Annotated in this window: 25 protein-coding genes and 1 tRNA gene; 14 read left to right on the top strand and 12 right to left on the bottom strand. The window is 57.3% G+C overall.

Annotated features, from left to right (window positions below):
- Nucleotides 1–21 precede the first annotated feature (21 nt).
- Nucleotides 22–1,056: an RluA family pseudouridine synthase gene (locus NOR97_RS05780; RefSeq protein ID WP_257600506.1), complete on the bottom strand. Its 1,035-nt coding sequence runs from the start codon at nt 1,054–1,056 to the stop codon at nt 22–24.
- On the opposite strand from NOR97_RS05780, the gene NOR97_RS05775 reads away from it, so the two are divergent.
- Nucleotides 1,055–1,357, top strand: coding sequence for a DUF6476 family protein (locus tag NOR97_RS05775; protein ID WP_224855318.1), 303 nt, complete (start codon nt 1,055–1,057; stop codon nt 1,355–1,357). The genes NOR97_RS05780 and NOR97_RS05775 overlap by 2 nt on opposite strands.
- A gap of 49 nt (nt 1,358–1,406) precedes the next feature.
- Here the strand turns inward: NOR97_RS05775 and NOR97_RS05770 are convergent, their stop codons facing one another.
- The 4 genes from NOR97_RS05770 to NOR97_RS05755 all read right to left on the bottom strand — a co-directional run bounded on the left by NOR97_RS05770 (nt 1,407) and on the right by NOR97_RS05755 (nt 7,054).
- Nucleotides 1,407–3,302, bottom strand: coding sequence for an ATP-grasp fold amidoligase family protein (locus tag NOR97_RS05770; RefSeq protein WP_257600505.1), 1,896 nt, complete (start codon nt 3,300–3,302; stop codon nt 1,407–1,409).
- Nucleotides 3,303–3,329: 27 nt separating this feature from the next.
- Nucleotides 3,330–4,382, bottom strand: coding sequence for a glycosyltransferase family 2 protein (locus tag NOR97_RS05765; protein WP_170346633.1), 1,053 nt, complete (start codon nt 4,380–4,382; stop codon nt 3,330–3,332).
- Between the two features lie 22 nt (nt 4,383–4,404).
- Nucleotides 4,405–5,076 carry a class I SAM-dependent methyltransferase gene (locus NOR97_RS05760; RefSeq protein WP_170346632.1) on the bottom strand — a complete coding sequence of 224 codons (672 nt, stop codon included), beginning with the start codon at nt 5,074–5,076 and terminating at the stop codon, nt 4,405–4,407.
- A gap of 94 nt (nt 5,077–5,170) precedes the next feature.
- Complete coding sequence (locus tag NOR97_RS05755) at nt 5,171–7,054, bottom strand: glycosyltransferase family 2 protein (RefSeq protein ID WP_257600504.1); 1,884 nt, start codon at nt 7,052–7,054, stop codon at nt 5,171–5,173.
- A gap of 317 nt (nt 7,055–7,371) precedes the next feature.
- Here NOR97_RS05755 and NOR97_RS05750 point away from each other — a divergent pair, with 317 nt between their 5' ends.
- On the top strand, nt 7,372–8,469 hold the full coding sequence (locus NOR97_RS05750) for an acyltransferase (RefSeq protein ID WP_257600503.1): 1,098 nt from the start codon (nt 7,372–7,374) through the stop codon (nt 8,467–8,469).
- Nucleotides 8,470–8,501: 32 nt separating this feature from the next.
- On the opposite strand, the gene NOR97_RS05745 is transcribed toward NOR97_RS05750, so the two are convergent.
- Nucleotides 8,502–9,332, bottom strand: coding sequence for a class I SAM-dependent methyltransferase (locus tag NOR97_RS05745; RefSeq protein ID WP_257600502.1), 831 nt, complete (start codon nt 9,330–9,332; stop codon nt 8,502–8,504).
- 365 nt (nt 9,333–9,697) lie between these two features.
- Here NOR97_RS05745 and NOR97_RS05740 point away from each other — a divergent pair, with 365 nt between their 5' ends.
- Complete coding sequence (locus NOR97_RS05740; protein WP_257600501.1) at nt 9,698–10,450, top strand: TylF/MycF family methyltransferase; 753 nt, start codon at nt 9,698–9,700, stop codon at nt 10,448–10,450.
- A 349-nt stretch (nt 10,451–10,799) separates the two neighbouring features.
- Here NOR97_RS05740 and NOR97_RS05735 read toward each other — a convergent pair.
- Nucleotides 10,800–10,886: transfer RNA gene (locus NOR97_RS05735), tRNA-Leu, on the bottom strand.
- Nucleotides 10,887–11,027: 141 nt separating this feature from the next.
- Between NOR97_RS05735 and NOR97_RS05730 the strand changes: the two genes are divergently transcribed.
- A complete protein-coding gene (locus NOR97_RS05730) occupies nt 11,028–11,687 on the top strand; it encodes a DsbA family oxidoreductase (protein ID WP_257600500.1) in 660 nt (219 codons plus the stop codon).
- A gap of 39 nt (nt 11,688–11,726) precedes the next feature.
- Nucleotides 11,727–12,383, top strand: coding sequence for a lipoyl(octanoyl) transferase LipB (lipB, locus tag NOR97_RS05725; RefSeq protein ID WP_170346625.1), 657 nt, complete (start codon nt 11,727–11,729; stop codon nt 12,381–12,383).
- A gap of 315 nt (nt 12,384–12,698) precedes the next feature.
- Here the strand turns inward: lipB and NOR97_RS05720 are convergent, their stop codons facing one another.
- The gene (locus tag NOR97_RS05720) at nt 12,699–13,640 is read right to left on the bottom strand and encodes a cation diffusion facilitator family transporter (protein ID WP_257600498.1); all 942 of its coding nucleotides are present in this window, start codon (nt 13,638–13,640) and stop codon (nt 12,699–12,701) included.
- Nucleotides 13,641–13,758: 118 nt separating this feature from the next.
- On the opposite strand from NOR97_RS05720, the gene NOR97_RS05715 reads away from it, so the two are divergent.
- Nucleotides 13,759–14,145 carry a MerR family transcriptional regulator gene (locus NOR97_RS05715; RefSeq protein ID WP_306979443.1) on the top strand — a complete coding sequence of 129 codons (387 nt, stop codon included), beginning with the start codon at nt 13,759–13,761 and terminating at the stop codon, nt 14,143–14,145.
- Here NOR97_RS05715 and NOR97_RS05710 read toward each other — a convergent pair whose 3' ends face one another.
- The gene (locus NOR97_RS05710) at nt 14,146–14,565 is read right to left on the bottom strand and encodes an HIT family protein (RefSeq protein WP_170346622.1); all 420 of its coding nucleotides are present in this window, start codon (nt 14,563–14,565) and stop codon (nt 14,146–14,148) included.
- 305 nt (nt 14,566–14,870) lie between these two features.
- On the opposite strand from NOR97_RS05710, the gene ctaD reads away from it, so the two are divergent.
- The 3 genes from ctaD (at nt 14,871) to NOR97_RS05695 (ending at nt 17,787) form a co-directional block, all read left to right on the top strand.
- The gene (gene ctaD / locus NOR97_RS05705; RefSeq protein ID WP_257600497.1) at nt 14,871–16,529 is read left to right on the top strand and encodes a cytochrome c oxidase subunit I; all 1,659 of its coding nucleotides are present in this window, start codon (nt 14,871–14,873) and stop codon (nt 16,527–16,529) included.
- A gap of 122 nt (nt 16,530–16,651) precedes the next feature.
- Nucleotides 16,652–17,251 (top strand): 2-hydroxychromene-2-carboxylate isomerase, encoded by a 600-nt coding sequence (locus NOR97_RS05700; protein WP_170346620.1) that lies wholly within the window; start codon nt 16,652–16,654, stop codon nt 17,249–17,251.
- A gap of 44 nt (nt 17,252–17,295) precedes the next feature.
- Nucleotides 17,296–17,787 carry a DUF2244 domain-containing protein gene (locus NOR97_RS05695; protein ID WP_170346619.1) on the top strand — a complete coding sequence of 164 codons (492 nt, stop codon included), beginning with the start codon at nt 17,296–17,298 and terminating at the stop codon, nt 17,785–17,787.
- Between the two features lie 18 nt (nt 17,788–17,805).
- Here the strand turns inward: NOR97_RS05695 and NOR97_RS05690 are convergent, their stop codons facing one another.
- Entirely contained in the window at nt 17,806–18,291 is a 486-nt protein-coding gene (locus tag NOR97_RS05690; RefSeq protein ID WP_170346618.1) for a GatB/YqeY domain-containing protein, read from the bottom strand.
- A 183-nt stretch (nt 18,292–18,474) separates the two neighbouring features.
- Here NOR97_RS05690 and carA point away from each other — a divergent pair, with 183 nt between their 5' ends.
- Together carA and NOR97_RS05680 are read left to right on the top strand one after the other, a co-directional pair.
- The gene (gene carA, locus NOR97_RS05685; protein ID WP_257600496.1) at nt 18,475–19,641 is read left to right on the top strand and encodes a glutamine-hydrolyzing carbamoyl-phosphate synthase small subunit; all 1,167 of its coding nucleotides are present in this window, start codon (nt 18,475–18,477) and stop codon (nt 19,639–19,641) included.
- Nucleotides 19,642–19,722: 81 nt separating this feature from the next.
- A complete protein-coding gene (locus NOR97_RS05680; RefSeq protein WP_257600495.1) occupies nt 19,723–21,600 on the top strand; it encodes a glycosyltransferase in 1,878 nt (625 codons plus the stop codon).
- Nucleotides 21,601–21,603: 3 nt separating this feature from the next.
- Here NOR97_RS05680 and NOR97_RS05675 read toward each other — a convergent pair whose 3' ends face one another.
- Nucleotides 21,604–22,251: a GntR family transcriptional regulator gene (locus NOR97_RS05675; RefSeq protein WP_257600494.1), complete on the bottom strand. Its 648-nt coding sequence runs from the start codon at nt 22,249–22,251 to the stop codon at nt 21,604–21,606.
- 100 nt (nt 22,252–22,351) lie between these two features.
- Between NOR97_RS05675 and NOR97_RS05670 the strand changes: the two genes are divergently transcribed.
- From NOR97_RS05670 to NOR97_RS05660, 3 genes are all read left to right on the top strand, one after another.
- A complete protein-coding gene (locus NOR97_RS05670; protein WP_170346615.1) occupies nt 22,352–22,996 on the top strand; it encodes a pyrimidine 5'-nucleotidase in 645 nt (214 codons plus the stop codon).
- A gap of 85 nt (nt 22,997–23,081) precedes the next feature.
- Nucleotides 23,082–23,330: a hypothetical protein gene (locus NOR97_RS05665; protein ID WP_257600493.1), complete on the top strand. Its 249-nt coding sequence runs from the start codon at nt 23,082–23,084 to the stop codon at nt 23,328–23,330.
- A gap of 74 nt (nt 23,331–23,404) precedes the next feature.
- Nucleotides 23,405–24,601, top strand: a complete 1,197-nt coding sequence (locus NOR97_RS05660; RefSeq protein ID WP_257600492.1) for a UbiH/UbiF family hydroxylase — start codon at nt 23,405–23,407, stop codon at nt 24,599–24,601.
- Nucleotides 24,602–24,613: 12 nt separating this feature from the next.
- Here NOR97_RS05660 and NOR97_RS05655 read toward each other — a convergent pair whose 3' ends face one another.
- The gene (locus tag NOR97_RS05655) at nt 24,614–25,741 is read right to left on the bottom strand and encodes an aminotransferase class V-fold PLP-dependent enzyme (RefSeq protein WP_170346612.1); all 1,128 of its coding nucleotides are present in this window, start codon (nt 25,739–25,741) and stop codon (nt 24,614–24,616) included.
- Between the last annotated feature and the right edge of the window lie 92 nt (nt 25,742–25,833).

Below are 25,833 nucleotides of genomic sequence, written 5' to 3'. Positions count from 1 at the left end.
CTATTCACAGGACTTTGCTAATTATGACAGCGGTGTGCGCAGACGTTCGACAAGGCATTGCATATCTTGCGGCAAATCGGCCTCGAACCGCAGGGATTCACCGGTGACAGGGTGCTCGAACCCCAAAACGGCGGCATGAAGCGCCTGACGGGGAAAAGCGCTTACAGAACCCGCGGCGGCGGCGGAAAAGGCCTTGGCGGACAGCTTGCGTTTGCCGCCATAAACCGGGTCGCCCACCAGCCCGTGTCCCGCGTGGGCCATATGAACCCGAATCTGATGGGTTCGGCCCGTTTCAAGCCAGCATTCGATCAGGGCAAGACCCGCCGGAGTTCCAAAGGTTTCGACAACACGCGCACGCGTCACGGCATGGCGCCCACCGTGGAACAGAACCGCCTGTCTCTGACGGTCGGTCTTGTGCCGCGCAAGTTGCGTTGTCACGCGCATGATGTTGCCGGGTTCAAAGCTGATCCCTTTGACACCGCGCAAACGAGGATCGTTGGCATCCGGCACCCCGTAACACACCGCGCGGTAATACCGTTCGACGCTATGCGCCGCGAACTGCGCGGCCAGACCGTGATGCGCCGCATCTGATTTCGCGACCACCAGAAGGCCACTTGTTTCCTTGTCGATGCGATGCACGATACCGGGGCGTTTCACCCCGCCGACGCCCGACAGATCGTCTCCGCAATGGTGGAGCAAAGCATTCACCAGAGTACCGCTGGGTGATCCCGGCGCAGGGTGTACGACCATGCCTGCGGGTTTGTTGACGACGATTACGTCCGCATCCTCGAATACGACCTCGAGCGGGATGTCCTCGGGGCCGATATGGCTGTCTTCGGCCTCGGCAACGACAATCGTGACCCGCGCCCCTTCGACCACCTTGGCCTTGGGATCGCGAGTCTCGGCACCGTCGATCTGAACCGCCCCTTCTTCGATCAGGCGCGCCAGCCGGGTGCGCGACAGGTTTTCCCCGTCTGGCACATCCCGGGAAAGCGCCTTATCAAGGCGAGGCGGCGGATCGGCCGCGATGTGAAACTCAATCTGGCGGGTGCCCATGACTGTCCCTTCCGAACCTCAAGAACCGCAGGAAACTCCGCAACTGCGACTGCTGCGGCGGATGGTCATGCTGTTGACCGCGGTGATGATTGGCGGGGTTCTAGTGACATTCGCCCTGATTGTCATCCGCCTATCGGACCGCACCCCCACCTTGCCGGATCAGATCGAGCTGCCCGACGGCGCCCGGGCGCAGGCCCTGACCATCGGGTCGAACTGGTATGCCGTCGCAACCGATGACAATCGCATTCTGATCTTTGACAAAACAACAGGAAAACTGCGCCAGGAAATCGCAGTCGAATAGGCCCTGCCGCCTGTTCCGGCGGCATGAAATACCAGGGGATCGTCCAGCCTCAGCCGGGAAACAGCCGAGTTCCGGTCCACGCAGCACCCAGACGCAGATCCAGCGCATCCGACCGTATCTTGTGCTTGCCCGACACCGGCGCCAACATGATGTCGCCCAAGCAAATCCTGTCACCGGCCGGGAGAAGCTCTATGCAGGCGCATTCAAGGTCTTGCCCCAGGGTTTCAGCGATCCGGATCATGTCTTCAAAGCGCTCGGGTCGGGGTTCGACGGTGTTGCTGGTTGGTGAATACAACTCATCTGCAAGGTAATCGTAGTCGCGATCATGGAGCATCTGGATACGCCCACGCCCCCGGTCACGGTCAACCTGCACCAGCTGCACGCGTCCGGCGATCACCCAGAATTTCCAGGTGCCGGCCTGTCGATCCCCGGCGGACAAGTCTTCTTCGATGTAATAGAGGGGCTTCTGCGTGGCACGCCACCATTCGCCTGTCCAGAACCCTTCGGGCGTTTTCGTCTTGTGCCACGCGGCCAGTTTCTGGTTGGCATCGTCGCGCTGCGTGCCATCCAGCGGAAACGACAGGGCCAGCTTGTGACCAGGACTCATCGTTCCTTTCAACCAATACTGGCCTGGCCCGAGGTCGAGTGTTTCGGGCAATGCCGGAATATGCGCCTCCCACATGCGCTGTGGGCAGGCAAGCAGTTCCGAGGCGCTGCCCACGTATTTGGACCGGTCAGAGATCAACGCATCGGGGACTTCGCCAAACAGCTTCATGACCACCAGTTTTTCGGCGAATGTCTTTGGCGCGCGCAGGTCAGGCAAAGACCGATGGCTATCCGCATAATTGTACAGAGACATGCCAAGCGCATTCAGCCGTGCAGAGCCACTGCCGTAATGTTCCCAACCGCGCGAAAAACCGACGCGTGGCGGGGTGTTGGCACCGTACAGGTTGTCAGTTGCAATCGCGTCGAGATCAGCCTGCGCCGCCTTGAGATAGTCTTCCCGGTCAGAGAGCAGAGCAACGGAAACAACGCCGTCGGTGGCGTCGTGGATTTCTTCGGTCGTTGCGCGCAACGTGGGCAGGTTTGCCGGAAACTCCACCGGTTTCAGGCCCCCTCGGCCGTGGCGTGGCAAAGGCGCGTCGCCGGGTCGCACACCCAGGTTCCGCAGACGTCGGTCCAGAAACGAATGCCGCTTGATACCGTTTGCAATCCACCATCGCATCCGACGCCCCCACAGATGTACGGCAAGCGTTTCCTCTTTGATATACGTGTCCCTGAACTCTCGGACGTGAATGTCATTGGCTTGTCCTGCCCGTCTGAAAGGCAAAGGATAAAAGACCGGTATGGGGCTGGCATGTTTCAGTTCGTCGTGGTGGCGCAGAAACCACGTCATGACACCGGGGCCGTAGACGCTGTGTTCCTGATCTGACGCATGCGGCAATTCACCCGCGCGTTTCTGGCGTTCCAGTTCTTCCCGTTCTTCACCTTCAACCCAGGGGCGGATCGGATAGGGATCCTGGCAGTATTCGGAATACGCATTCAACGTGGGGCTGTCGGATGGCAGCCGCATGACGGCATTGCAGATGGTATCACGGTTGAAATACCCAAAGACATGATCTGCCCTTGGTATCGGGGCAAGCGCCAACACATCCGTGTCGCACCACAGAAAGTCCGTTTTCTTCATCAGATGCAATCTGAAGATATCGGATTGGGGCACGGGCGTCTTGAACTGGTTGTTTACGATGAACTGCTTGGGCTCGTGGATTTCGTTTGCCGACACCAGTTCGATACCATCCGGAACGTTGTCGACTTGCCCATAGTGGAACAAAACGACCCTGTGCCCACATTCCACGAAGGACAGCATGCACATCTGCTCCAGAAAGCTCAGGCTGCCTTCCATCCACAGCATCCCAATCGTCGGAAGAGAGCGATCCGCAACCATTCGTCTATTTCTCCAGGGGCTGTGTTGTCAGGACTCTGTCCGGTTTTCGTCAGAAGAAGATGGAGAGCCTGCCGACAGGCGCTCCCTTACGCCGCGGTCCTTTGCGACAAAATCCACAGCCGGTTTTTCAAGAAGTTTCTGGTACAGCTCATCATACTCTGGCAGTTTCAGCAGATCGTTGATCAGCGCCTTGTGCCAGCGGAACGCTCTTCTATGCAGCCGTCGAAGCCTGTCATCAGCGCGAAACTCTTCCAGCACCGCATCCACTTCATCCTTGTACCGCAGGATTGTTTCATCTTTGGCACCGCCACGGTTCCAGCGGTCCCAATATTCGGTTCCAAGTGTCTGCGAGGAATGATTTGCCCGACCTCGGCTGCGCTTGGCCAGATAGGCCTGCGTGGATCTGACGGCATAGTGGTTGATCTGTGCGACTTCAAAACCGAACGGGGGCGAGACATGGTTGCCGAATGGGGCAGGTTCCGTGGCATGCCCTCCGGGCACGGACCGGAACACGCCAGCCTGAAGTTCGGGGCGGGGGTGCGGGTTGTGCAACCCGAAGCGAAGATAGAAATCGCCCTGCCGGAACAGGGATTTGACAAACCGGCGCCCTGCCCCGCCTTGTTCGAAATCCAGTTCACAATCGTAGAACTGCCGCGTCACCAGCGTATCGCGCATAACATGCCGACCACTGTTCGAGAAAATCTTCCAGGGGATGGAAATGACGTCAACGCCGGGCGTTGCCTCGATCAGATCATCAACCCTGTGATTTCCAACGTGAATATTCAGGAATTCATCCGCGTCGCCGACATATATCCATTTTGCGTCTTTCACCACCGGCAAGCGCCGTGCCTGCCTCAGCGCAGATCGATGTATCCCACCGGTTCCAACCCGGTTCCTGTGAAACTCCACATGGCCCAAGTCCTGCAAGCGTCTCAGAATCTGGTTGGTGCCGTCTGTACAATCATTGGTGTAGACAATGATCCGGTCAAACCCCAGCACCTTGTGATGGGCCACCCATTCCAGAATATAGGGACCCTCGTTCTTCATCGCAGTGATGAGGATCTTTTCAGGCTTTTCCATCGCTGCCACTTATCCCCGCCGCCTAGTCGTTCTGACCTTTGCTGTCATCTTGCGGGACAATCTTTTCGATGGCGATCTGCGCGCCGGCAATCGCGCGGATGCGCAGCTCTCGGGGGTGCTGGCCCAGAAACTCGTTGACCGCACGGATCACGCCGTCGCCCCACCAGCCGCGGCGGTGGTAGTCGTCGAATGCCATGATCCCACCGGGTTTGATCTTGGGAAACAAAGCGGCCAGATCGGCGGTCACGCCTTCATATGAATGATCCCCATCAACATAGGCGAACGAGATGCTGTCATCATCGAAAAGCTCCAACGCGGGTACCGAAAAATCGCGTATGATACCAACCTTGCCTTCTTCGATCTCGGCCTCGAAAGACTTTACGACCTTCTGGAAGATGGCCTCCATCTTTTCATCTTCGGTCCGGCCCACAAACGCGGTTGTGTGCGATTCCTCACCAATATGCTTCCATGGGTCGATCAGAAAAAGCTGACTGGGCTCGATCAGTTTCAGAATGGTCGGAGAGAACTCACCCTGCCAGACACCGATTTCAACGGCCAAGCCCCCCTTTGGCAAACGCGAAAGGAATGTGCGACGGATTGCTTCCTTGCTGTTCTTGCGCTTGGTCGCCTTGTCAGCCTTCGGTTTCTTCTGGCTGCCGGGCGCAACACCGATAACCTTGGATTCGTTTGACATCTCGACCTCACTTGCAGACGGGTATCCTGTTCACGCAGAACCCGTTTTGTTTATTGAAACATGGCTACCACGCCGTCGGCGCAAGAACCAGAAGCTATGCATCCTTTTTGTCAAGTGGTGGCAACTTGTCGATACCAAGCCACGGTGGCTGCAAGCTGGTTACCCGGTACCGCGCAGCATTGCGCCCCAGAAAACTGTTTATTGCCGCATTCATACCCGTATACGACCCGCCACCATGACGGCGATAAGATGTGAATGCGATACTGCCCCCGGGTGCAAGAACCCGGTCGATGCGGCGCAACAGCTGGGTCATCACCTGCTCGGCCCGCACCCCGCGGATGATGACGACACCGACGCTTTCGTCTTCAAACAGCTTCAGCATCAAGGGGGGCAGCGCCCGGTAGACACGCAATCGTCCGGCAAGAATGGGGTCGCGGAAATATTCCAGCAGTGCATAGAACGTGCGGTCCAACGCCTGTAGCTCGGGATCCTGGGTTGCATCCGGGCAGGTGAAACCGTCCCATGACAGCCCCCACGGTCCTACGACCGTCAATCTCTCGACAGCGTCAAGGTCAAGTATTTCTTCAATGATTTCAGTCTCAACATGTCCGATTAGCACCCAGTTCTTCTTGCCACTGATCGATCGAAGAAAACTCTGCCGCTGGTCTTTTGTTCTTTCAACTTCCGGGGGGACAGCAGGCAGGTAGACAGGATCCTTTGGATCAAACGGCACCGAGACTTGTTTGGCATCCGTGATTTGCGCGTGCTGCGCGGCGGCCTCTTCGTAATCGAACGAGGTTTCGAGGGAGTCGAGCCGAACAAACCAGGGGAAATTGTATGGCCTGGAGTTCTCGGGCTTGGACATCTTGCCAAGCCGCGTCCATTTCGCGACCTGGGCAAATGTGATTTCCGGGTCCTTGTACATTTCGGCGTTGAAGGACAGATCGCCGTCTTCCATCACGCCGAGGTCCAGCGCCTTGACATAGCGCCCGCTGCGAAAGCGGCTGAACTTTGCAACGAAATCCTGCGCCACCTCGGTTTTTCTGAGGCTTGCAATACGTTCCTTGTGAAATGCAACCGCCTGATGATGCAATTGCCCCAGAACAGGATCGGATCGCAGTTTTTCGTAAACCTCCCGCAGTCGCGCGACTTTGGACAGGATCGAGGTTTCTTCGATGTCGTTATAGCAATGCAGCTTCCAGTAAGCTTGACCGGTTGCCTCCATCTTCGGATGAAAGCTCGAGGTGTTCACATCCCCGCGCAACCGTTTCATCAGATAGCTTTCCACGGACCTCACCGCATAGTGGTTCATCCGAAAAAGCCTGCGACCAAACCCGGCGCCCGTTGATGAATACGCCCACCCGCGTCTTCGCATGGCCGGCGGCAACGGATCCCCGTCCCCGTCGACCCAGGCAAATCGATCCGCCTTGTTGGGTATCGGGCCGCGCGGTCGATGCGTGCTTATCGTGCGATACGATCCGTTGTTGCGGAACAGCGATTTGAACGCCCGCAAGTTATGGGGGCTGACGGCGCCAAGCTCGCCCGCACAGGTGAATTGCTCGACAATGAACCTGTCTTCGAACTCGACGATTCCGTTGTGCCCGAACAACTGCCAGATCGCGGCAAATCCGTCCGCATGCGGCAATGCACGAAACAAATCGTCCAGCGTCCCGTCGCCGACGCGAATATCAAGAAATTCATCCACGTCGCAGACCAAAATCCATTCGGCCTCTTTGCTCCAGGGGTGTTCCATGGCGTTTGCATAAGCTGAAGCCTGAGGTCCAAATTCCCACGGACCGGGATTGTCGATATGCGCCAGAAACCCCAGTTCCTGGCATCGCCGAAGAATCGCGTCGGTGCCATCGGAACAATCGTTCGAATTGACGATAAAATGCGTGAAGCCGATCGAAAGATAATATGCAATCCATTCCAGGATGAACGGCCCTTCGTCTTTCATCGTGGATATGACAAGTCTCATCGCGTCTACCTGTACCCGTGGCCCGCAAATTCAGGATAGCGGGAAAAAACGCATCTTTGCAGATGTATAGCGCGCATCCCTGCCTGCGGCTTTGTTACGGGCCCCGGAATTGCATTGCAAGTGGACGAGCCCGCCGGTTCAGTGACTGCCAACTGCAAAACTCCGCAGACGGCCACGACGCCGCAGACAGCGATCCCGCAGCGTGCCTCTGCCTTGAAACCGTCATTCGGATTGCCTTCGCGCGCCAGACATCTATAGCTGGTGTTCACTGCTGCCGAAGTCATTTGGCAGCAAGGTTGCGGCATCTCGAGTAGATCATGACAGGTAATCTCAAAGACCAAAGGGCGCATGGCCTTGATGCTCTGCGCGGTATCGCAGCGGCTGCGGTCGTGTTTGTACACGCAGTGCTCATTCATCCACTTGGAGTCGATTACACAGACTGGGGCGTCGACTATTTTTCGATGGGGGTGCCGCTGTTTTTCATAATCAGCGCGATGTCCATGTCGCTGGCTTATCCAAATGGAGTTTCCATTGATCGAAGTTGGGCCTATGCCTTGCGCAGGTTTTTTCGAATTGCCCCGCTCTTTTACCTGATGCTTTTCGCCTGGCTGTATATAGGTGTCCAAGCCGAAACGGGTACGATCATCAGGAATATGACATTTCTGTTCGGGTTTGTCCCCAGTGAACAAACCAGTCTTGTTCCGGCGGGTTGGTCAATCGGCGTCGAAGTCATCTTCTATCTTCTGTTCCCCTTCCTTTGGATTTGGCGGAATATTTGGTCAGCGATAATTCTCTTCTTGCTCGCCTGCTTGGGATGGGCGTCTATAAACTTGTCTGGTCAGGGCGAAGTTCCCGATTACTACTATTGGACCAGCTTTTTCACGAACGCCCCGTATTTTGCGTTGGGCCTGATCGTCTGGTGCATCTACCGTTTGACACCGACTTCGCACGCGGGCCTTCTTGGCTATGCCACCCTCGTCGCGGGCCTGGCCGGGTTGGTTTTCATGTTTCTGTTCGGGCCGATCCCTGATGAGGCACAGAAACTGTACAAGCCGGTCCCGCTCGAGTTTGTGTTGGGCTGGGGCGTTGCCTCTGCAAGTCTCGTGCTATCGCAAGCGCTTCGACCTGTCTCTGCACTGTACAACTCTACAACGCGTTTTCTGGGAAAGATCAGTTACAGCCTGTATCTGATGCATCCGTTTTTGATCTATAAGACAAATCTGACCAGATGGGCCGCAACGCTTACGGACAACCCGGATCTTGTGGTGCCCGTGGTCTGCGCAGTTACCCTTGCCGTGGCAGTACCCATTGCAACTGTTATCCATTATGTCGTCGAAGTTCCGTTCATGCGTCTGGCCCGCCGGATAACCAAACCTGAACTGAGAGATACAGTGTCACAACAATTGGCGTCGTGACGGCAGAGCACGCCCACCGACACAATTCGGATCTATAGTACCAGGGGAATAGTCTCGCCTCGATTGCGGGCGATCTCGGTAATGTCAAAAGCACCGCTTTGCAGTTCAGCCTCGCCCCGAACAATCATAGCTGAGTGATTTTTCACGATGACTTCGCGAACGATATCTGGCCGGCAGGCGCAGGACATGACGCACTGAAGCACCAGGTTGGCCAGCGCCTTTTTCCCGTCGAAATAGTCGGAGTTGTAATGTTCGTCCATCGTGGACCATTGCCAGTCTTCAATGACGAAGACGCCCCCTTCAGACATGCGCGGAAAAACGAGGTTGAACGACAACAAGGTTTCCAAATACTGGTGCGAAGCGTCATCTATGACGAGGTCAATCTTCTCGTTGCCGAACTCTGCATCCAGCAATTCCCCGAACCGATTGACGTCAGCCTGACTTACCCCCTTGTAAAGGCGCACGTTGTCCTGTCGAGAATGCCTTTCGATATAGGCGTCAAGGTGAGGCAGTTCGCGCGTCGAATACTCAACAGCAACCAGTTTGTCAGGTCGAAAAACACGATCGAGGAGCACGACGCTCCCGCCCTGCCATACTCCGATATCGACGATATTGCGAACATCGATCTTCGAGGTGCAATCCAGTTCGGCCTCGATCATTTCGCGGGTTTTCACCAGCAGAAACTCGCTATCGTTCGATGTGATTTCGTGGTATTCTGCGATGTCGACCGTGGCGAAAAAATTGACACCGTCAACGGTACATCTGTTCCGCTCCGACCAGACTACCGGTTGAATTATCTTCTTTTTTGAACCGCCCAAAACCGAGCGCAAGACAGTCGAGACAATTTCCGTAAATCTGCTCACCACTATGCCCTTACCTGATGGCTTGCGTGCTTCATCTCCTGAAAGGCACGGGTTTACAAGCTTCCTTTACATCAAACGCAGAAAGAAGCGCGAGGCAGGCGTTGCACGGCCCCGAAAATGGGTTGGGCCAGAGCATAATCGCCGAAATCGCTGCAAGCTTTCATGTATTGCCCAGCGTTGAAAAAGATATGTTTCATTCTGCACGCCGAAGCTGAATAAAACCGCGTGCCTGAATTGAACAGGGCACATTTTGCCAAAATATGACTCTGATTAGCCATGCCCCCAGGCCATTTCCCGCGATTCTTGTTGAATCTTTACAGTAGAAAGGCCAGAACCAGCCCGACATCTATGCAAGGTTTTTTTCTATGCTCGCGGAACTTCGGGAACAATATCTGACCACGGTTGCCCGTGCCCTGGATGGCACGATCTATGAAGACCCACCAATTCTGTTTGGAGACACCAAACCGGATTACAACTCCAAAAACCGTGAATACGGCTGGGATTGGCCGTCTGTTGCGTTCACTATGGTAGGCAGCAAGCGATTGGCCAATGTTCGCGCCATGGTGGAATCCGTCATTGGCAACCAGATTCCCGGCGATTTTGTCGAAACCGGAGTATGGCGTGGCGGTGCCAGCATCTTTGCGAAAGCGGTTCTTTTTACATATGGCCAGAATGACAGACGCGTCGTTCTGTGTGACTCTTTCCAGGGGCTGCCCGAGCCGAATGAAGAACTGTATCCTCACGACAAGGGGTCTGATTTCCACAAGTACGACGCTCTGGCCGTGTCAGCCGATTCTGTAAGGGCCAATTTTGAAAAGTTCGGGCTTCTGGACGATAATGTCGTGTTCATCGAGGGCTTCTTCAAAGACACCATGCCACTGGTGCCCAGCGAGCAGATTGCAGTGCTGCGTCTTGACGGCGACATGTATGAATCAACCATAGATCCTTTGCGGCACCTTTTCGGCAAGGTCTCGAAAGGCGGTTGGATCATCGTTGACGATTATCACGTGGTTCCCGCAGCCAAAGCTGCCGTTCATGACTATCTTGACGAAGTGGGTTATCAGCCACCCGCGATCAACGAAATCGATGGTGTGGGCGTCTATTTCCAAAAGGTCTAGAATGGACCAGGCCTTGGGCTCAGGTCTTGGGTCAGGTTGCGCCCGCCACTTGCGGGCGCTGCTGACATCGGCGCCCGTCACCTGAACACCTGAAACCTCACGTTCAGCAAGGCTGCGGCCTGTTCGTGTATCAGAATGGCCGACCAAGCTGACACCCTTGGGGTGCCACCGGGCAGAATCCAAAACATTCCGATGAATGCCCAAAACATGGAACTGATTCAGGTTCTGAAAGCGGATCTTTCACGTGGAACCGCTGTCTTCGGCCACCCTTTCGGACATCGCACAGCGGGCGCCACACCGGATGCAATCTTCGCACCCGCCCTCAATTTCATGTTCTTTCACTGAAAGTTGGTGCGGTCGAGAAGACTCGAACTTCCACGGGAGTTACCCCACAGCGACCTCAACGCTGCGCGTCTACCAATTCCGCCACGACCGCACTGCCAATGACTTGGTAAAGCGGCGTATAGACGTTGGTGCGCGCGATGTGAAGAGGCAAAAACGCAGTGGTTTAAATTCCTTCACCACGGGCTTATCTCTGCCACTGGACAACACTCTATTGACCTGACAGGAGCCGCAGATGCCCTCGCCCGATAACCGCCCGATCGTTCAGATCGATATCGTCTCGGATGTTGTGTGCCCCTGGTGCGTTGTCGGGTTTCGACAGCTTGACATGGCGTTGCGGCAACAGGATGTCCTTGCCCGGCTTCGCTGGCATCCGTTCGAGTTGAACCCGAACATGCCGCCCGAGGGCCAGAATCTGCGTGAACATATCATGGAGAAATACGGCACGACCGCTGAACAAAGCCAGCAGGCCCGGAACCGGCTTACCTCGATCGGGGCCAAGCTCGGCTTTGCCTTCAACTTCGACGATGACAGCAGAATGGTGAATACATTCGCGGCGCATCAGTTGCTGGATTGGGCGGAAGAGTTGGGTCGGCAGCATCCTCTGAAGCTGGCTCTGTTCGACGCGTATTTCACTCAGCAGAGGGATGTTTCCGATATGGATGTTCTGCTGGAAGTTGTTCGATCCATCGGGCTGGACGCGGATACGGCGCAACAAGCGCTTGAAAGCGGAAAACACATTGACCCGATACGTGAAAAGCAGCAGTTCTGGACCAGCCGGGGCATTTCAGGTGTGCCATCCATGGTTTTTGGCGGGAAATACCTGCTGACCGGCGCGCAGGGTTCTGAAACCTATGCCCAGGTGCTGCAACGTTGCCTGTCCGAGGCCGCCTGACCCCTTTTCTTGACCGATCCAGACGGATATGAGACCGGCATGGAATGGAAAATCACCGATGGTCTGACCAGCTATGACGACGCCGTTGCCTTTATGGAGGCGCGCGTCGCCGCAATCGCAAATGGCGAAGCCGAGGAATGCGTCTGGCTGCTGGAACACCCGCCGCTTTATACGGCCGGCACTTCGGCCAAAATCGAGGATCTGACCGACCCCGATCGGTTTCCGGTTTACGAAAGCAAACGCGGCGGCGAATACACCTATCACGGGCCCGGTCAACGTGTGGCCTATGTCATGCTGGATCTGAACAAACGCGGCCGCGACGTGCGTCAGTTTGTGAAGCAGCTTGAAACCTGGGTGATCTCGGCGCTGGCGGAATTCAATGTAAAAGGTGAGATTCGTGACGGGCGCGTGGGGGTTTGGGTTCGGCGTGATGACAAGCCGCTGACGGCGACCGGCAAACCGGCGGAAGACAAGATCGCCGCCATTGGTCTGCGCCTGCGCAAATGGGTCAGTTTTCACGGAATCTCGGTGAATGTCGAACCTGATCTGGAACATTTTTCCGGCATCGTCCCTTGCGGGATCAGCGAATACGGCGTGACCTCATTGGTCGATCTGGGGTTGCCGGTAACGATGGCAGACCTTGATGCCGCACTGGAAAAGACATTCGCAGACGTTTTTGGCCCTGTGGCACCCTGATTCCATCTGTCGATCACTGCGCAGCGAATCGCTGCGCGCCACTGTTGCAAACAACAATCCCTGTGACCGGCTGGCTCTGTTTCCCATGCGTAAGGCAATTAACCCTGAATTCGGTGGATTTAGGGAAGTCTTTAAGCATTTTTTAACTCAGCTAGATACAAAGGCTCCGTTAACGAGTAATATGGAACTGCCAATCAAGAGTGAGTGGTATGTTAACCGGTGATCCAGGGCTCGCCCTCGAAATCCGAGAAGTGTTTGGTTACGAGTCTGCCGTTCCGACCCCAAATCGGAACGGCAATTCTCTTTGCGCCGCCGCTATTCTTCATGGTGCCCAAATCGGGACGAACCGACGCAGGCGCGGCCGGCCTGTTCCAGTTCGAGCGTCGCGTGGCCAACCCCGAAACGAACTTGCAGCGTTTGCCTGACACTGTCCCGAACCACTTCGGCATTTGACCAGGCGTTCGCATCGACGACCAGATGAGCCGTCAGCGCGGGCTGCCGTTCCTGCATACTCCACAAATGCACGTGATGCACTTCGGCCACCCCTTCTGTTTCTTCGATAGCCGCCGCAACCTGCTCTGGCTCCAGGTCGGGCGGAGCGCCCAGCATCAGAACACGGACTGTCTCACCTATCTCTTCTTTGACATGCCACATGATGTAGATCGAGATCAGGATCGTCACCACCGGGTCCACCCATGTCCAGCCAAGCAGGATCACTGCGGTGCCCGCTACGATCACGGCGACTGATCCCAATGCGTCAGCAACGTTATGGATGAATGCGGCCCGGATATTCATGCTCTCCTTGGCCATGGCATACGTCAGCGCAGCGGTTACGAGATCGACCACCAATGCCAGCGCGGCGATCCAAACCATAATCCAACCGTTGATCGGCTCGGGTTCAAAAAACCGCATCACACCTTCGTAGAACAGATAAACCGACAGCATGATCAACGTGGTGTAATTGACCAGTGCGGCAACCACCTCGGCCCGGCCATAACCAAAGCTCATCCGGGGATCTGCCGGGCGGCGGGCGATCTTGCGGGCGAAAAAGGCAATGACAAGTGCGACGGCGTCCGAAAAATTGTGCAATGCGTCGGCGATCAGGGCCAGAGAACCCGAGAATATGCCACCGATGACCTGAGCCACAGTCAGGAACATGTTCACCGCAATCGCCCAGGCGACGCGCGCATCACCTGCGTCCGGATCGATGTGGTTGTGCTTGTGACCATGCCCGGTGTGGGGATGCTGGTGTGCCATATCGTTTCATGTCCCTTGTTACGGCTTCCCAGAGCATGTAATTTCTCTAGCCACTAGAGGTTCAAGAGGTCGCAACGGAAAAATGTTCTCGATCGGGGACTTATCGCACCGAACCGGAGTGAAAATTCCCACAATCCGGTTCTACGAAGACAAAGGCCTGTTGCCCAAGCCAGAACGAACCGCGGGCAATCAACGCCGGTATGACGATGCCGCTTTAAAACGGCTGATCTTCATTCGCCATTGCCGTGATCTGGGATTGCCACTGGCCGACGTCGTGGGCTTGCTGTCCCTTGAGGGCGCATCTGGCAGCGATCTTAACCGGGCGCACGAAATTGCCGAAAAGCAACTGGCCGACCTCCGGGATCGTATTGCCCGCCTGCAAAACCTCGAGGCGGAACTGACCCGTATTTCAGCGGCCTGCGACGGGCAGCACGACCATGTCTGTGCCGTGCTGCATGCGTTTCAGGATCACGGCGAATGCATGGGGCCACATGGCGCCGAATGATCAGGCGAGTGCGGCGCTGATCTTTTTCGCGTGCTCTCCGATAAGGTCAAAATCCCCCATCTTGCCCGGCGGGCGCATGGAAACCCCTTCGTGGCGCGGCAGGACGTGAAAATGCAGGTGGAAGACTTCCTGCCCGCCTGCCGCCTCGTTGAATTGCTGAATTGTCACCCCGTCCGCGTCGAAGGCGGACTTGACCGCCCGGGCCATCTTCTGCACCGTTTTCACAACCGCCGTCAGTTGCGCGGGCGTAGCATCCAGTACGTTGCGGCACGGTGTTTTGGGGATCACCAACAGATGCCCGTCCGTGCGCGGCATGATATCCATGAAAGCCAGCGTTTCATCATCCTCGTACACGCGCGTGCACGGGATTTCTCCGCGCAGGATTTTCGCAAAGATATTGTCGGGGTCGTAATCAGCCATCTCAAACCTCTGGATTGCGGGTGTTGGCACAGTTCTGAGACGCGTGCGGGCAACGGTCAAGGCGGAACTCTGCCAGCGCCCATGTCGCATCGGCAGGCCGGGCTTGAATTCTCATCCGCCATGCCCAGATAAACCACGTTCAAGGCCGGAAAATCGTGCGGCACCCGCCTGCCCGCGACAATTAATCTTGATCCAGATCAAACTCGGCCATTGAAGGTGCCCTCGTCACATTCTAAAAACAGCAGGAATCCCGCGCGTTGGAGAGGTCCGACTGCGCGGTGCAGTTGCAACAGGAGGCACCTATAATGGCAGACGCAGCCATTCACGGTCACGACCATGAAGATCAGCGCAGCTTTTTCCAGCGCTGGTTCATGTCGACCAACCACAAGGACATCGGGATTCTGTACCTGGTCGTTTCGGCGCTGGCCGGTCTGATCTCGGTTCTGATGACCGTATACATGCGGCTCGAGCTGATGCACCCGGGCGTTCAGTACATGTGTCTGGAAGGCTTCATGGCCGACCCATGTACACCCAACGGGCATCTGTGGAACGTCATGATCACCTATCACGGTGTTCTGATGATGTTCTTCGTTGTCATCCCGGCCCTGTTCGGCGGATTTGGCAACTATTTCATGCCGTTGCAGATCGGCGCGCCGGATATGGCGTTTCCGCGGATGAACAACCTGTCCTTCTGGCTGTATGTCGCCGGCACCTCGCTGGGTGTCGCGTCGCTGCTGGCGCCTGGAGGCAACGACCAGGCCGGCTCGGGCGTGGGCTGGGTTCTGTATCCGCCGCTGTCGACGACCGAGGGCGGCATGTCCATGGATCTTGCGATCTTTGCAGTGCACGTATCGGGCGCCTCCTCGATCCTCGGCGCGATCAACATGATTACCACCTTCCTGAACATGCGTGCCCCGGGCATGACCCTGTTCAAGGTGCCGCTGTTCAGCTGGTCGATCTTCGTCACCTCGTGGCTGATTCTGCTGTCGCTGCCGGTTCTGGCGGGCGCGATCACCATGCTGCTGATGGACCGCAACTTCGGCTTCACCTTCTTTGATCCGGCCGGTGGCGGCGATCCGATCCTGTATCAGCACATCCTGTGGTTCTTCGGCCACCCGGAAGTGTACATCGTGATCCTGCCCGGATTCGGCATCATCAGCCATGTCATCGCCACCTTCTCGCGCAAGCCGATCTTCGGTTACCTGCCGATGGTCTGGGCGATCATCGCGATCGGCGTGCTGGGCTTTGTCGTGTGGGCGCACCACATGTACACCGTCGGCATGTCGCTGCGTCAGCAGGCCTATTTCATGCTGGCAACGATGGTCATCGCGGTTCCGACGGGGGTCAAGGTGTTCTCGTGGATCGCCACCATGTGGGGCGGCTCGATCGAGTTCAAGACACCGATGCTGTTCGCCTTCGGCTTCCTGTTCCTGTTCACCGTCGGCGGTGTGACCGGTGTGGTTCTATCGCAGGCCGGTGTCGACCGTGCCTATCACGACACCTACTACGTGGTTGCGCATTTCCACTATGTGATGTCGCTGGGTGCTGTTTTTGCGATCTTTGCAGGCGTCTACTTCTACTTCAGCAAGATGACAGGTCGTCAGTATTCCGAGTTCTGGGGCAAGGTTCACTTCTGGATGTTCTTCATCGGCGCCAACCTGACCTTCTTCCCGCAGCACTTCCTGGGCCGTCAGGGCATGCCGCGTCGCTACATCGACTACCCCGAGGCATTTGCCCAGTGGAACTTTGTATCGTCGATTGGCGCGTTCATTTCGTTCGCCTCGTTCCTGCTGTTCTTCGGCATCGTGATCTACGCCCTGATGCGTGGCGCGAAAGAGACACGCCCGAACCCGTGGAACGAATACGCGGACACGCTGGAATGGACCCTGCCCTCGCCGCCGCCCGAGCACACGTTCGAGCAGCTGCCCAAGCAGGAAGACTGGGACAAAGGCCACGCCCACTGATCCCGATCTGATCCAAGGAAACCCCGCCCAAGTGGCGGGGTTTTTCGTTTTCACCTCTGCCGGTTCGCCAAGTGTATCAAAATCCGCTATGATACCCCCACAGAACAGTCGGAGGATCGGCAATGCCGGAAATCGACTTTTGGTATTCAATCGGCAGCACTTACAGCTTCCTTACCGTGATGCGTCTGGACGACTGGTGCGCTGAACATGACGCCACCGTGAATTGGCGGCCCTTCAATGTGCGCACGGTCATGTCAGCACAGCAGAATATCCCGTTTGCCGGAAAACCGGAAAAATCCGCATATATGTGGCGCGATATCGAAAGGCGCTGTGCCAAGTATCACATCCACGCCAGCCTGCCCGCACCCTATCCGATTTCCGATCTTGCCCTGGCCAATCAGGTCGCTCTGCTTGGTATGATGGATGGATGGGGCAAGTCATTTACCCAAAACCTTTACCGCATCTGGTTCGAGGATGGCGTCGAAGCGGGCAGCGAAAGCGCCCTGTCCGAAGCTTTGCTGCGGTGCCAGCAGGATCCCCGTCTGACACTGGCACGCGCGCGCAGCCCGGATATCGTCGCGGCACTAGAAGCTGAAACAGACATCGCAGTGAAACTGGGTGTTTTCGGCGCCCCCAGCTTCGTGGTGAGGCAAGAGGTGTTCTGGGGCGACGACCGTTTGGATGACGCCTTGTCGTGGGCGCGGGTGGGCCACGTGGTCTGATCAAAACCCGTCGACATGACGCGGCACTGCGATATGTTTCCGGTATGCCCTACAAATGGAATCAGACATCCGAAACCGTACACGAGCTGCGCCTCTGGCCGCATAACTCACTGCCGCGACGTGGGGCGATGATTGCCATCCTGTCCGTGTTTCTGTTCGGTTTGATCCCATTGTTGGCCGTGCTTGGGTCGGTCGTGTTGTGGGGTCTGTTACCGTTTCTGCTGTTGACGGTGCTTGGGCTTTGGCTGGCGATTCAGGCGAACTATCGCGCGCGCAGTACGTTTGAGGTTTTTACCTTGTCCGATTCACAAGCCCGCCTGGTGCATCACACCCCTGGCAAGGACCAACAGGAATGGTCGTGCAATCGCTATTGGGCACGACCTGAAATGTACGAAGAAGGCGGCCCGGTTCCACATTACGTCACGCTCGTCGGAGACGGGCGTGAGGTGGAAATCGGGGCGTTTCTGTCGGAAGACGAGCGTATCACGCTCTACGACGACCTGGCCAGGAAACTGCGCGATCCTGTCGCGCATTAGGTGTTTCAGCCTGATGTCTCAGCAATCGCCGTTTGATGCGGCACAGAGTTGATCTTTGACCATGGGTCCGACCCTGCCGAAGTCCATCTGTCCGGTATAGCGGGTCTTCAGCTCGCCCATGACCTTGCCCATGTCCCGAATGGAACCGGCACCGGTTGAAGTGATCGCGGCCTGAATCGCCTTTGACACTTCTTCATCATCCAGCTGCTTGGGCAGAAACTCTTCGATGACGGCGACTTCCTGCATCTCGCGTTCGGCCAGGTCCAGGCGACCGCCCTCTTCATAGGCGCGCGCACTTTCCTTGCGTTGCTTGGTCATTTTGCCAAGAATTTCAAGCACCTCTGCATCACCGCAGCCCTTGACCTCTTCATTGTCCGAGGCGCGCGCGGCGATGTCGCGGTCCTTGATGGCCGCGTTGATCAACCGCAGTGTCGACAGACGCTCGGCTGCTTTGTCTTTCATAGCTTGCTTCAGGGCGGCATTCACCCGTGATCGCATATCCATTTGGCTTGTCCATCCCCATGACAACGGAACCCCGAACATATCTAAACAAAAAGCGTGATACAACCGGGGGCGATCAGGCTTAACCCATTGAAAAATAACGATAGCCCAAAAATTGAACAGACTTGACCCAGGCGCTTAACCCCCTTAGGTATGCGCCGGTTTACCTTGCAGGAGAGTCGCGCCATGGCCCAGAACGCCCCGTCCAAGCCCACCGCATGTCTGGCTTTGGCCGACGGAACGCTGTTTTACGGCCTCGGTTTCGGTGCAACCGGACAGACCGTGGCTGAACTCTGCTTCAACACAGCCATGACCGGATATCAGGAAATCATGACCGATCCATCCTATGCCGGGCAGATCGTCACCTTTACCTTCCCCCATATCGGCAATGTCGGCGTGAACCCGGAGGATGACGAAACCGGCGATCCGGTCGCCGCTGGCATGGTTGTCAAATGGGATCCGACCGAGCCGTCCAACTGGCGCTCGGCCGAGGAACTCAAGGGCTGGCTTGCCCGCCGTGGACGCATCGCCATCGGCGGCGTTGATACCCGCCGACTGACCCGCGCCATCCGCCAGCAGGGCGCGCCGCATGTGGCGCTGGCTCATGACCCCGAGGGCAATTTCGACATCGAAGCCCTGGTTGCTGCGGCCCGCGGTTTTGCCGGGCTGGAAGGTATGGACTTGGCCAGGGAAGTCACCTGCGCCCAAAGCTATCGCTGGGATGAAATGCGGTGGGCCTGGCCTGACGGGTACAAGCGACAAGAGGCCCCTGCCCACAAAGTCGTGGCTGTCGATTACGGTGCCAAGCGCAACATTCTGCGCTGTCTCGCCTCGGCTGGATGTGATGTAACCGTGTTGCCAGCGACGGCGACCGCTGCCGAAGTGCTGGCCCATCAGCCGGATGGCGTTTTCCTGTCGAACGGTCCCGGAGACCCGGCTGCAACGGGTGCCTATGCTGTGCCGATGATCAAGGAAATTCTGGACACAACCGATCTGCCCGTCTTTGGTATCTGCCTTGGCCACCAGATGCTTGCGCTGGCGTTGGGCGGTCAGACAGTCAAGATGAACCACGGTCACCACGGCGCGAACCACCCGGTCAAGGATCTGGAAACCGGCAAGGTCGAAATCACTTCGATGAATCACGGTTTTGCCGTGGACGCGCAGTCTTTGCCGGAAGGCGTGGTCGAGACACACAGATCGCTGTTTGACGGCTCGAACTGCGGTATCCGAATGACTGACAGACCTGTATACTCGGTTCAATACCACCCCGAAGCGTCACCCGGACCCCAGGACAGTTTCTATCTGTTCGAGCGTTTCGCCGATGCGATGGAAAAGAAAAAAGAGCAGGCATAAACCCTTAAGTTACCAGAGTTAACGACACATTAACCTTGTTTGATCAACCCTGAGCGCAGGTAACTGTGCCAGGGTTTCTTTATGGTTGAACTTAATCTCCAGGACTTTACAACCGCTGCCCCGATCCCGGCGCCCGGTTTTCGCAAACCGCTGGGAACTTGCCTGCTGGAAACCGAGGTCATCACGCGCTCGCAACTGGACCATGCGTTGAGCTTGCAGACCAGGCAGAAAGCGCCGCTTGGCGAAATTCTGGTTGGCGAGGGCTATGCCACCAGGCAGGACGTACTGAAGGCCCTATCCACGCAGTTCGGGTGGCAGATCGCGGACCTCGAACAAATTCCACCGATGCCCGGATTGTGCAACCTGAAGCCGGTGGATTTCTGGCTTGAGCACAATGTCATTCCCTGGATGCGCATCGGCCCTCTGGTTTTGGTCGCCACTGCCCGGCCCGATCGTTTTGCAACCGTGGTTGCCGAGATGCAGGATTGCGACTATGCCATCCTGCCGGTTCTTGCGGATTCTCATCAGATCGACCGGGTCATTGCACAGCACTTCTCGCGGACACTTGCAAAAGCGGCCGAAACCCGGGTGAACGCCGCTCAAAGCTGCCGCAACTGGACCGCCGGGCCCAGGCTCGTATCATCTGCAACTACGCTGGGTGTGCTGTTTCTTTTCGCCCTGTTCCCCTCGTTTGGATTGATGGTTTTGCTGGGCGCAGCCCTAGGCAGTTTGGTTCTTTTTGCCGCCTTTCGGATAATCGGCGCGCTGGCCTGTCTCAGCGACCACATGAAAAAGCCGACCGAGCCACCCGAGGCGGCAATCGCACTTCGGCACCCCTGCGTGTCCATCATGGTGCCGCTGTACAAGGAACGAGAAATCGCGAGTGCTCTGGTGCAACGGCTTCAAAGGCTGACCTATCCCAAAGCGCTGCTGGACGTCATTCTCGTGCTTGAGGAAACCGATGACGTGACGCGCGACGCCCTTGCACGGGTGGCGCTGCCCAGTTGGATGCGTGTTGTTGAAGTCCCGGAACTGAACGGGTTGACCACCAAACCGCGCGCCATGAATTACGCGCTGGATTTTTGCCGTGGTGACATCGTTGGCGTTTGGGATGCCGAAGACGCACCACAGCCAGATCAGATCGAACGTGTGGTTGCGCATTTTACCCAAGCTTCGCCCGAGGTGGTATGCCTGCAAGGTGTTTTGGATTACTACAACCCCCGCACGAACTGGCGGTCACGCTGTTTTACCATCGAATACAACAGCTGGTTTCGCGTGATCCTGCCGGGCATCGCACGTATGGGGCTGGTCGTCCCGCTTGGAGGAACGACGTTCTTTTTCCGCCGCGAAAAGCTGTTGGAACTGGGCGGCTGGGACGCCCACAATGTCACCGAAGATGCCGATTTGGGTGTGCGGCTTTGCCGGGCCGGTTATCGGACCGAGATGGTGGATACCACGACATTCGAAGAGGCGAATTTCCGCGCCTGGCCGTGGGTCAAGCAACGCTCACGCTGGCTCAAGGGGTTCATGGTCACCTATCTTGTGCACATGCGCGACCCGCGGAAATTGTATGCTGATTTGGGTGCGGCGAAGTTTTTCGGCCTACAGGCGTTCTTTCTGGGCACTCTGGGTCAGTTCCTGCTGGCCCCCGTTCTATGGATTTTCTGGCTATACGCCCTGGGCATGCCCAATCCGATGGAGCAGATCCTGCCGCAGCAGATCACGACGGCGCTGATCTGGCTGTTTCTGGCGACCGAGGCCCTGAATATATGCGTCGGAATCATCGCTGTATCCGCGCGCGAACGTCGGTTTTTGCTGCCGTGGGTTCCGACGATGTGTTTGTATTTCCCTCTGGGGGTGGTCGCCGGCTACAAAGCCCTGTGGGAACTGGCGACAAATCCGTTTTTTTGGGACAAAACCCAACACGGGCAGGCCAGCGAAGACGTTCCGCTGACCTGACGTTCATTTGTCGCGACGACTGGCATCCTGTTTCAGACGTGTCATGAAGGCGACCGAAATATGTTCCTTCAACGCCTGCCCCGCAGCCTCTTCGTCTCGGGCTGCGATGGCCTCGACGATTCCCTTATGCTCACTTTGCGCAATCTCGCCACGACCCTGAACAGCCAGCGAAGTGGTCGCCATCAAAGCCATGGTCCGGTGAACCAGATCAAGCTGCTGAACCAGATAGCGATTGTGTGACGCCAGATGAATCTGTTCGTGAAACCGTCGGTTGGCGCGCGACAAGGCCGTTGGGTCATCGATCAGCTTGTCATCTTCGACCACCATGTCCTGAAGAACTTTGATTTCTTCTTCGGTGGCGTGTTTTGCGGCCAGGCGCGCAGCCAGCCCTTCAAGTTCCCGGCGCACGATGTAAAGCTCGGCCATCTGGTTGTGGTCCAGAGACGCCACGATCAATGACCTCCCGTCCCGTTCCAGCAAGGATTGGGTTTCCAGGCGTTGCAGCGCTTCACGGATCGGAGTGCGCGACACGCCGAACCGTTCAGCCAGTTCGCTTTCGACCAACCGATCACCGGGCTTGTAGACGCCCACATCGATGGCTTCCAGGATAAGGCTGTAGGCGTCCTTGGTCGGGGATCGGGTCTGGCTCATGGGATCGTTTGTCTCCTCGTTCGGACATGTCTAGCCGTGTCAGGGGGCGGCGATCAAGTACAGCATTGAAAACCGCCCGACTGCGCCCTAAACCCAAGCCATGGTCAAACCTTCCTTTAGTCATGTCACCCAATGGGTGTTCGATCTGGATAACACCCTGTATCCGCCGCAGATGCGGCTGTTCGATCAGATCGAAGTTCTGATGACGGACTATGTAGTGCAAGCCATCGGTGTCGACCGGGCCGAGGCCGACAGGTTACGCGCGCATTACTGGCGCGAATACGGAACCACGCTGGCCGGGTTGATGGCCGAGCATGATCTGGACCCCGACCCTTACCTGCATGCGGTACATCAGGTTGACATGAGCCACATGGACCCGGATGCGGAACTGGCCGACCATATACGCGCCCTTCCAGGTCGGAGGATCGTCTACACCAACGGCAGCGCGCCTTACGCGGAACGTGTATTGGAAGCACGCGGCCTGACAGGCCTGTTCGACGCGATTTACGGTGTCGAACACGCAGGGTATCGACCAAAGCCGGAAAAAGCTGCCTTCGAAGCGATCTTTGAAAAGGATGGCCTCCAGACCGAAATGGCGGCCATGTTCGAAGATGACCCACGCAATCTTGCGGCCCCGCACGAGATGGGAATGCGTACGGTGCATGTTGCCCCCGACCCGCATGAAGCCGATCACATTCATCACCATACGGACGATCTGACCGCGTTTTTGGCCCGCCTGCGATAGCCTGTCACAGTGCGACGATCTGCACGTTCCGCACCTGCATCTGCATACCTATATGCGCGTCAGCGACGAACAGATGGAGACCCCGATGAGCACGATTGACATGCCGCTGCGCCTGCCGATTTGGCAGCGCCTTTTCTTTGCAATTCCCGTTTTTGGATGGCTGGCGCGCGACGCGGTCAACGCCAAGGCAGAAGATTTGTATTACACCACCGCTGCGATTTTCAGCATGTGGGGCTGTTCCATCATGTTGTTCGGCCTTCCCGGTCTCTACATCCCTGCCCTTATGATGGTGCCGGTGATGTTTCTGATCCTCGTGCTGATTTCGCGCGGTTGAAATACGGGACAGGATGTCACTTGGCACTCGGGGCAGATCCGAATTAGGTTCTGCCCGGAATGATGAGAGGCGCCATGACCGACAGCTGTGACATCCTGATTTCCGGTGGCGGGATCGCCGGCCTGACCGCTGCGGCGGTATTCGGAACGGCAGGTTTTCAAGTGATCTGCGTTGATCCGAGCCCTCCGATCACCGAGCGGGACGTGGACGGGTCGGACCTGCGCACCACCGCTTTTTTGCAGCCTGCGCGCGGCCTGCTGGAACAATGCGGTCTGTGGGCCAGGCTGGATGCCCACGCGGCTCCGCTGCAAATCATGCGGATCGTTGACGCGGGGGGCGACGTGCCCGAGCCGCGCGTTGTCCGCGACTTCAACGCAGCCGACATTTCTGACCACCCTTTCGGTTGGAACCTGCCCAACTGGTTGCTGCGCCGAGAAATGGTGGCGCGACTGGCTGAATTGCCCAATGTCGATTTCCGCACCGGCACCGGAACCACCAGCCTGTTCACCCGAACCGCCGAGGCCCGCGTGGGCCTGAGCGATGGAAGCCGCGTCCGGTGCAGACTTGTGCTTGCCGCCGATGGTCGCAACTCACTTATGCGCGAGGCCGCCGGAATCAAAGTGCACACGACACGATATGGGCAGAAGGCGCTGGCCTTTGCGGTGACACACCCCATTCCACACGAGAATGTCTCGACCGAGATTCACAGGTCGGGTGGACCGTTCACGCTGGTGCCTCTGCCGGACTGGGAAGGGCAGCCCTCGTCCGCCATCGTCTGGATGGAACGCGGACCGAAGGCCGTTGAACTCCTGAACCTGGAACCCGAGGCATTCGAGGCCGCCATGACCTCTCGGTCCTGCGGTTTGTTCGGCCCGCTGAAACTAGCATCCCGCAGAACGATCTGGCCGATCATCAGCCAATCGGCGGAACGGCTGGCGGGGGAACGCATCGCCCTGATGGCTGAGGCCGCGCATGTGGTGCCACCCATCGGAGCACAGGGATTGAACATGTCGCTGGGCGATCTGCGTTGCATGCTGGATTTGGCGCAGGCCCGGCCCGAAAGTCTGGGAGACGCACAGATGCTGGACGCCTATCACAAGGCCCGTCACACCGAGGTCGAGATGCGTGTCAAAGGCATTGATCTGCTGAACCGCGCCTCGATGATCGAGGCACGCCCGCTGCGGGATGCACGGGCGATGGGGCTGAGCGCACTTTATTCCCTGCCACCAGTGCGCAAGACGTTGATGCAGATGGGCCTTGGCGTTCACTAAGGCCCGGGCTGCTTACAGAACCTGATCCAGCACCCGTTTCAAACGCGCGATAGTGCCGTCCACGTCGTACAGCTTGTCGAGCCCAAACAGGCCCAACCGAAACGTGCTGAACCCTTCTGGCTCATCGCATTGCAACGGGACACCAGCGGCAATCTGCATACCCAGCGCCGCAAATTTCCTGCCGTTCTGAATTTCGGGATCCGAGGTGTAGCTGACCACAACTCCAGGCGCGCCAAAACCGTCGGCCGCGACCGAAACGACGCCCTTGTCCTTCAACATCGACCGCACACCGTCACCCAGCGCCCATTGCGCCGCACGCAGCTTTTCGAACCCGTATTCACGCGTCTCTGCCATGGTGTCGCGGAAAGCCAGCAACGCATCGGTCGGCATCGTGGCGTGATAGGCGTGGCCGCCGTTTTCATAGGCTTGCATGATCTGCCGCCATTTCTTCAGATCAAGGGCGAAACTGTCGGAACTGGTCTGCTCCAGACGTGCCTCGCCCCGTTCAGACAACATGACCAGACCGGCACATGGTGACGCGCTCCACCCCTTCTGCGGCGCCGAGATCAGAACATCGACACCGGTGGCTTTCATGTCCACCCAGGCGCAACCCGACGCAATGCAATCCAACACCATCAATGCACCCACCTCGTGCGCCGCGCTTGCCAGCGCGGTCACATAATCATCCGGCAGAATGACCCCCGCTGAGGTTTCGACATGCGGCGCAAAAACAACGCCGGGCTTTTGTTCGCGAATCGCGGCGACGACCTCTTCGATCGGAGCAGGCGCAAAAGGCGATGGGCTGGCATTGCCAGTCTCTCGCGCTTTCATGACCGTGGTCGAGTTTGTCAGAGAGCCGCTCTCAATGATCTGGCTCCACCGGTACGAGAACCATCCGTTGCGAACCACCAGCACATCCGCGCCGCGTGCGAACTGTCGGGCGACCGCTTCCATGGCATAGGTTCCACCGCCGGGAATAACGGCAACGCCATCCGCGTTGTACACGTCTTTCAGCATGTCCGAAATGTCGCGCATCACCTGCTGAAACTTCTGCGACATATGGTTCAACGAACGGTCGGTAAATACGACCGAGAATTCTACGAGCCCGTCCGGGTCAACGGTTTCCAGCAAGCCTGGCATGGCGCATCCTTTCCAAAGCGTTTTCGAAGTCTTGTCCGCTTTGTCAGTGCGGGTAAAGCCTTTTCGCGGCGAAATTTGACCTGACGTAAAGC

This window comes from Ruegeria sp. YS9, assembly GCF_024628725.1.
Classification (GTDB): domain Bacteria; phylum Pseudomonadota; class Alphaproteobacteria; order Rhodobacterales; family Rhodobacteraceae; genus Ruegeria; species Ruegeria atlantica_C.
This window is presented reverse-complemented; position numbering and strand designations above follow the sequence as displayed.

Excerpts from the sequence above, each read along its gene's own strand:
- NOR97_RS05775 (WP_224855318.1), top strand. The coding sequence starts at position 1,055 with ATGACTGTCCCTTCCGAACCTCAAGAACCGCAGGAAACTCCGCAACTG.
- NOR97_RS05780 (WP_257600506.1), bottom strand. The coding sequence starts at position 1,056 with ATGGGCACCCGCCAGATTGAGTTTCACATCGCGGCCGATCCGCCGCCT.
- NOR97_RS05770 (WP_257600505.1), bottom strand. The coding sequence starts at position 3,302 with ATGGTTGCGGATCGCTCTCTTCCGACGATTGGGATGCTGTGGATGGAA.
- NOR97_RS05765 (WP_170346633.1), bottom strand. The coding sequence starts at position 4,382 with ATGGAAAAGCCTGAAAAGATCCTCATCACTGCGATGAAGAACGAGGGT.
- NOR97_RS05760 (WP_170346632.1), bottom strand. The coding sequence starts at position 5,076 with ATGTCAAACGAATCCAAGGTTATCGGTGTTGCGCCCGGCAGCCAGAAG.
- NOR97_RS05755 (WP_257600504.1), bottom strand. The coding sequence starts at position 7,054 with ATGAGACTTGTCATATCCACGATGAAAGACGAAGGGCCGTTCATCCTG.
- NOR97_RS05750 (WP_257600503.1), top strand. The coding sequence starts at position 7,372 with ATGACAGGTAATCTCAAAGACCAAAGGGCGCATGGCCTTGATGCTCTG.
- NOR97_RS05740 (WP_257600501.1), top strand. The coding sequence starts at position 9,698 with ATGCTCGCGGAACTTCGGGAACAATATCTGACCACGGTTGCCCGTGCC.
- NOR97_RS05730 (WP_257600500.1), top strand. The coding sequence starts at position 11,028 with ATGCCCTCGCCCGATAACCGCCCGATCGTTCAGATCGATATCGTCTCG.
- lipB (WP_170346625.1), top strand. The coding sequence starts at position 11,727 with ATGGAATGGAAAATCACCGATGGTCTGACCAGCTATGACGACGCCGTT.
- NOR97_RS05720 (WP_257600498.1), bottom strand. The coding sequence starts at position 13,640 with ATGGCACACCAGCATCCCCACACCGGGCATGGTCACAAGCACAACCAC.
- NOR97_RS05710 (WP_170346622.1), bottom strand. The coding sequence starts at position 14,565 with ATGGCTGATTACGACCCCGACAATATCTTTGCGAAAATCCTGCGCGGA.
- ctaD (WP_257600497.1), top strand. The coding sequence starts at position 14,871 with ATGGCAGACGCAGCCATTCACGGTCACGACCATGAAGATCAGCGCAGC.
- NOR97_RS05700 (WP_170346620.1), top strand. The coding sequence starts at position 16,652 with ATGCCGGAAATCGACTTTTGGTATTCAATCGGCAGCACTTACAGCTTC.
- NOR97_RS05695 (WP_170346619.1), top strand. The coding sequence starts at position 17,296 with ATGCCCTACAAATGGAATCAGACATCCGAAACCGTACACGAGCTGCGC.
- NOR97_RS05690 (WP_170346618.1), bottom strand. The coding sequence starts at position 18,291 with ATGGATATGCGATCACGGGTGAATGCCGCCCTGAAGCAAGCTATGAAA.
- carA (WP_257600496.1), top strand. The coding sequence starts at position 18,475 with ATGGCCCAGAACGCCCCGTCCAAGCCCACCGCATGTCTGGCTTTGGCC.
- NOR97_RS05680 (WP_257600495.1), top strand. The coding sequence starts at position 19,723 with ATGGTTGAACTTAATCTCCAGGACTTTACAACCGCTGCCCCGATCCCG.
- NOR97_RS05675 (WP_257600494.1), bottom strand. The coding sequence starts at position 22,251 with ATGAGCCAGACCCGATCCCCGACCAAGGACGCCTACAGCCTTATCCTG.
- NOR97_RS05670 (WP_170346615.1), top strand. The coding sequence starts at position 22,352 with ATGGTCAAACCTTCCTTTAGTCATGTCACCCAATGGGTGTTCGATCTG.
- NOR97_RS05665 (WP_257600493.1), top strand. The coding sequence starts at position 23,082 with ATGAGCACGATTGACATGCCGCTGCGCCTGCCGATTTGGCAGCGCCTT.
- NOR97_RS05660 (WP_257600492.1), top strand. The coding sequence starts at position 23,405 with ATGACCGACAGCTGTGACATCCTGATTTCCGGTGGCGGGATCGCCGGC.
- NOR97_RS05655 (WP_170346612.1), bottom strand. The coding sequence starts at position 25,741 with ATGCCAGGCTTGCTGGAAACCGTTGACCCGGACGGGCTCGTAGAATTC.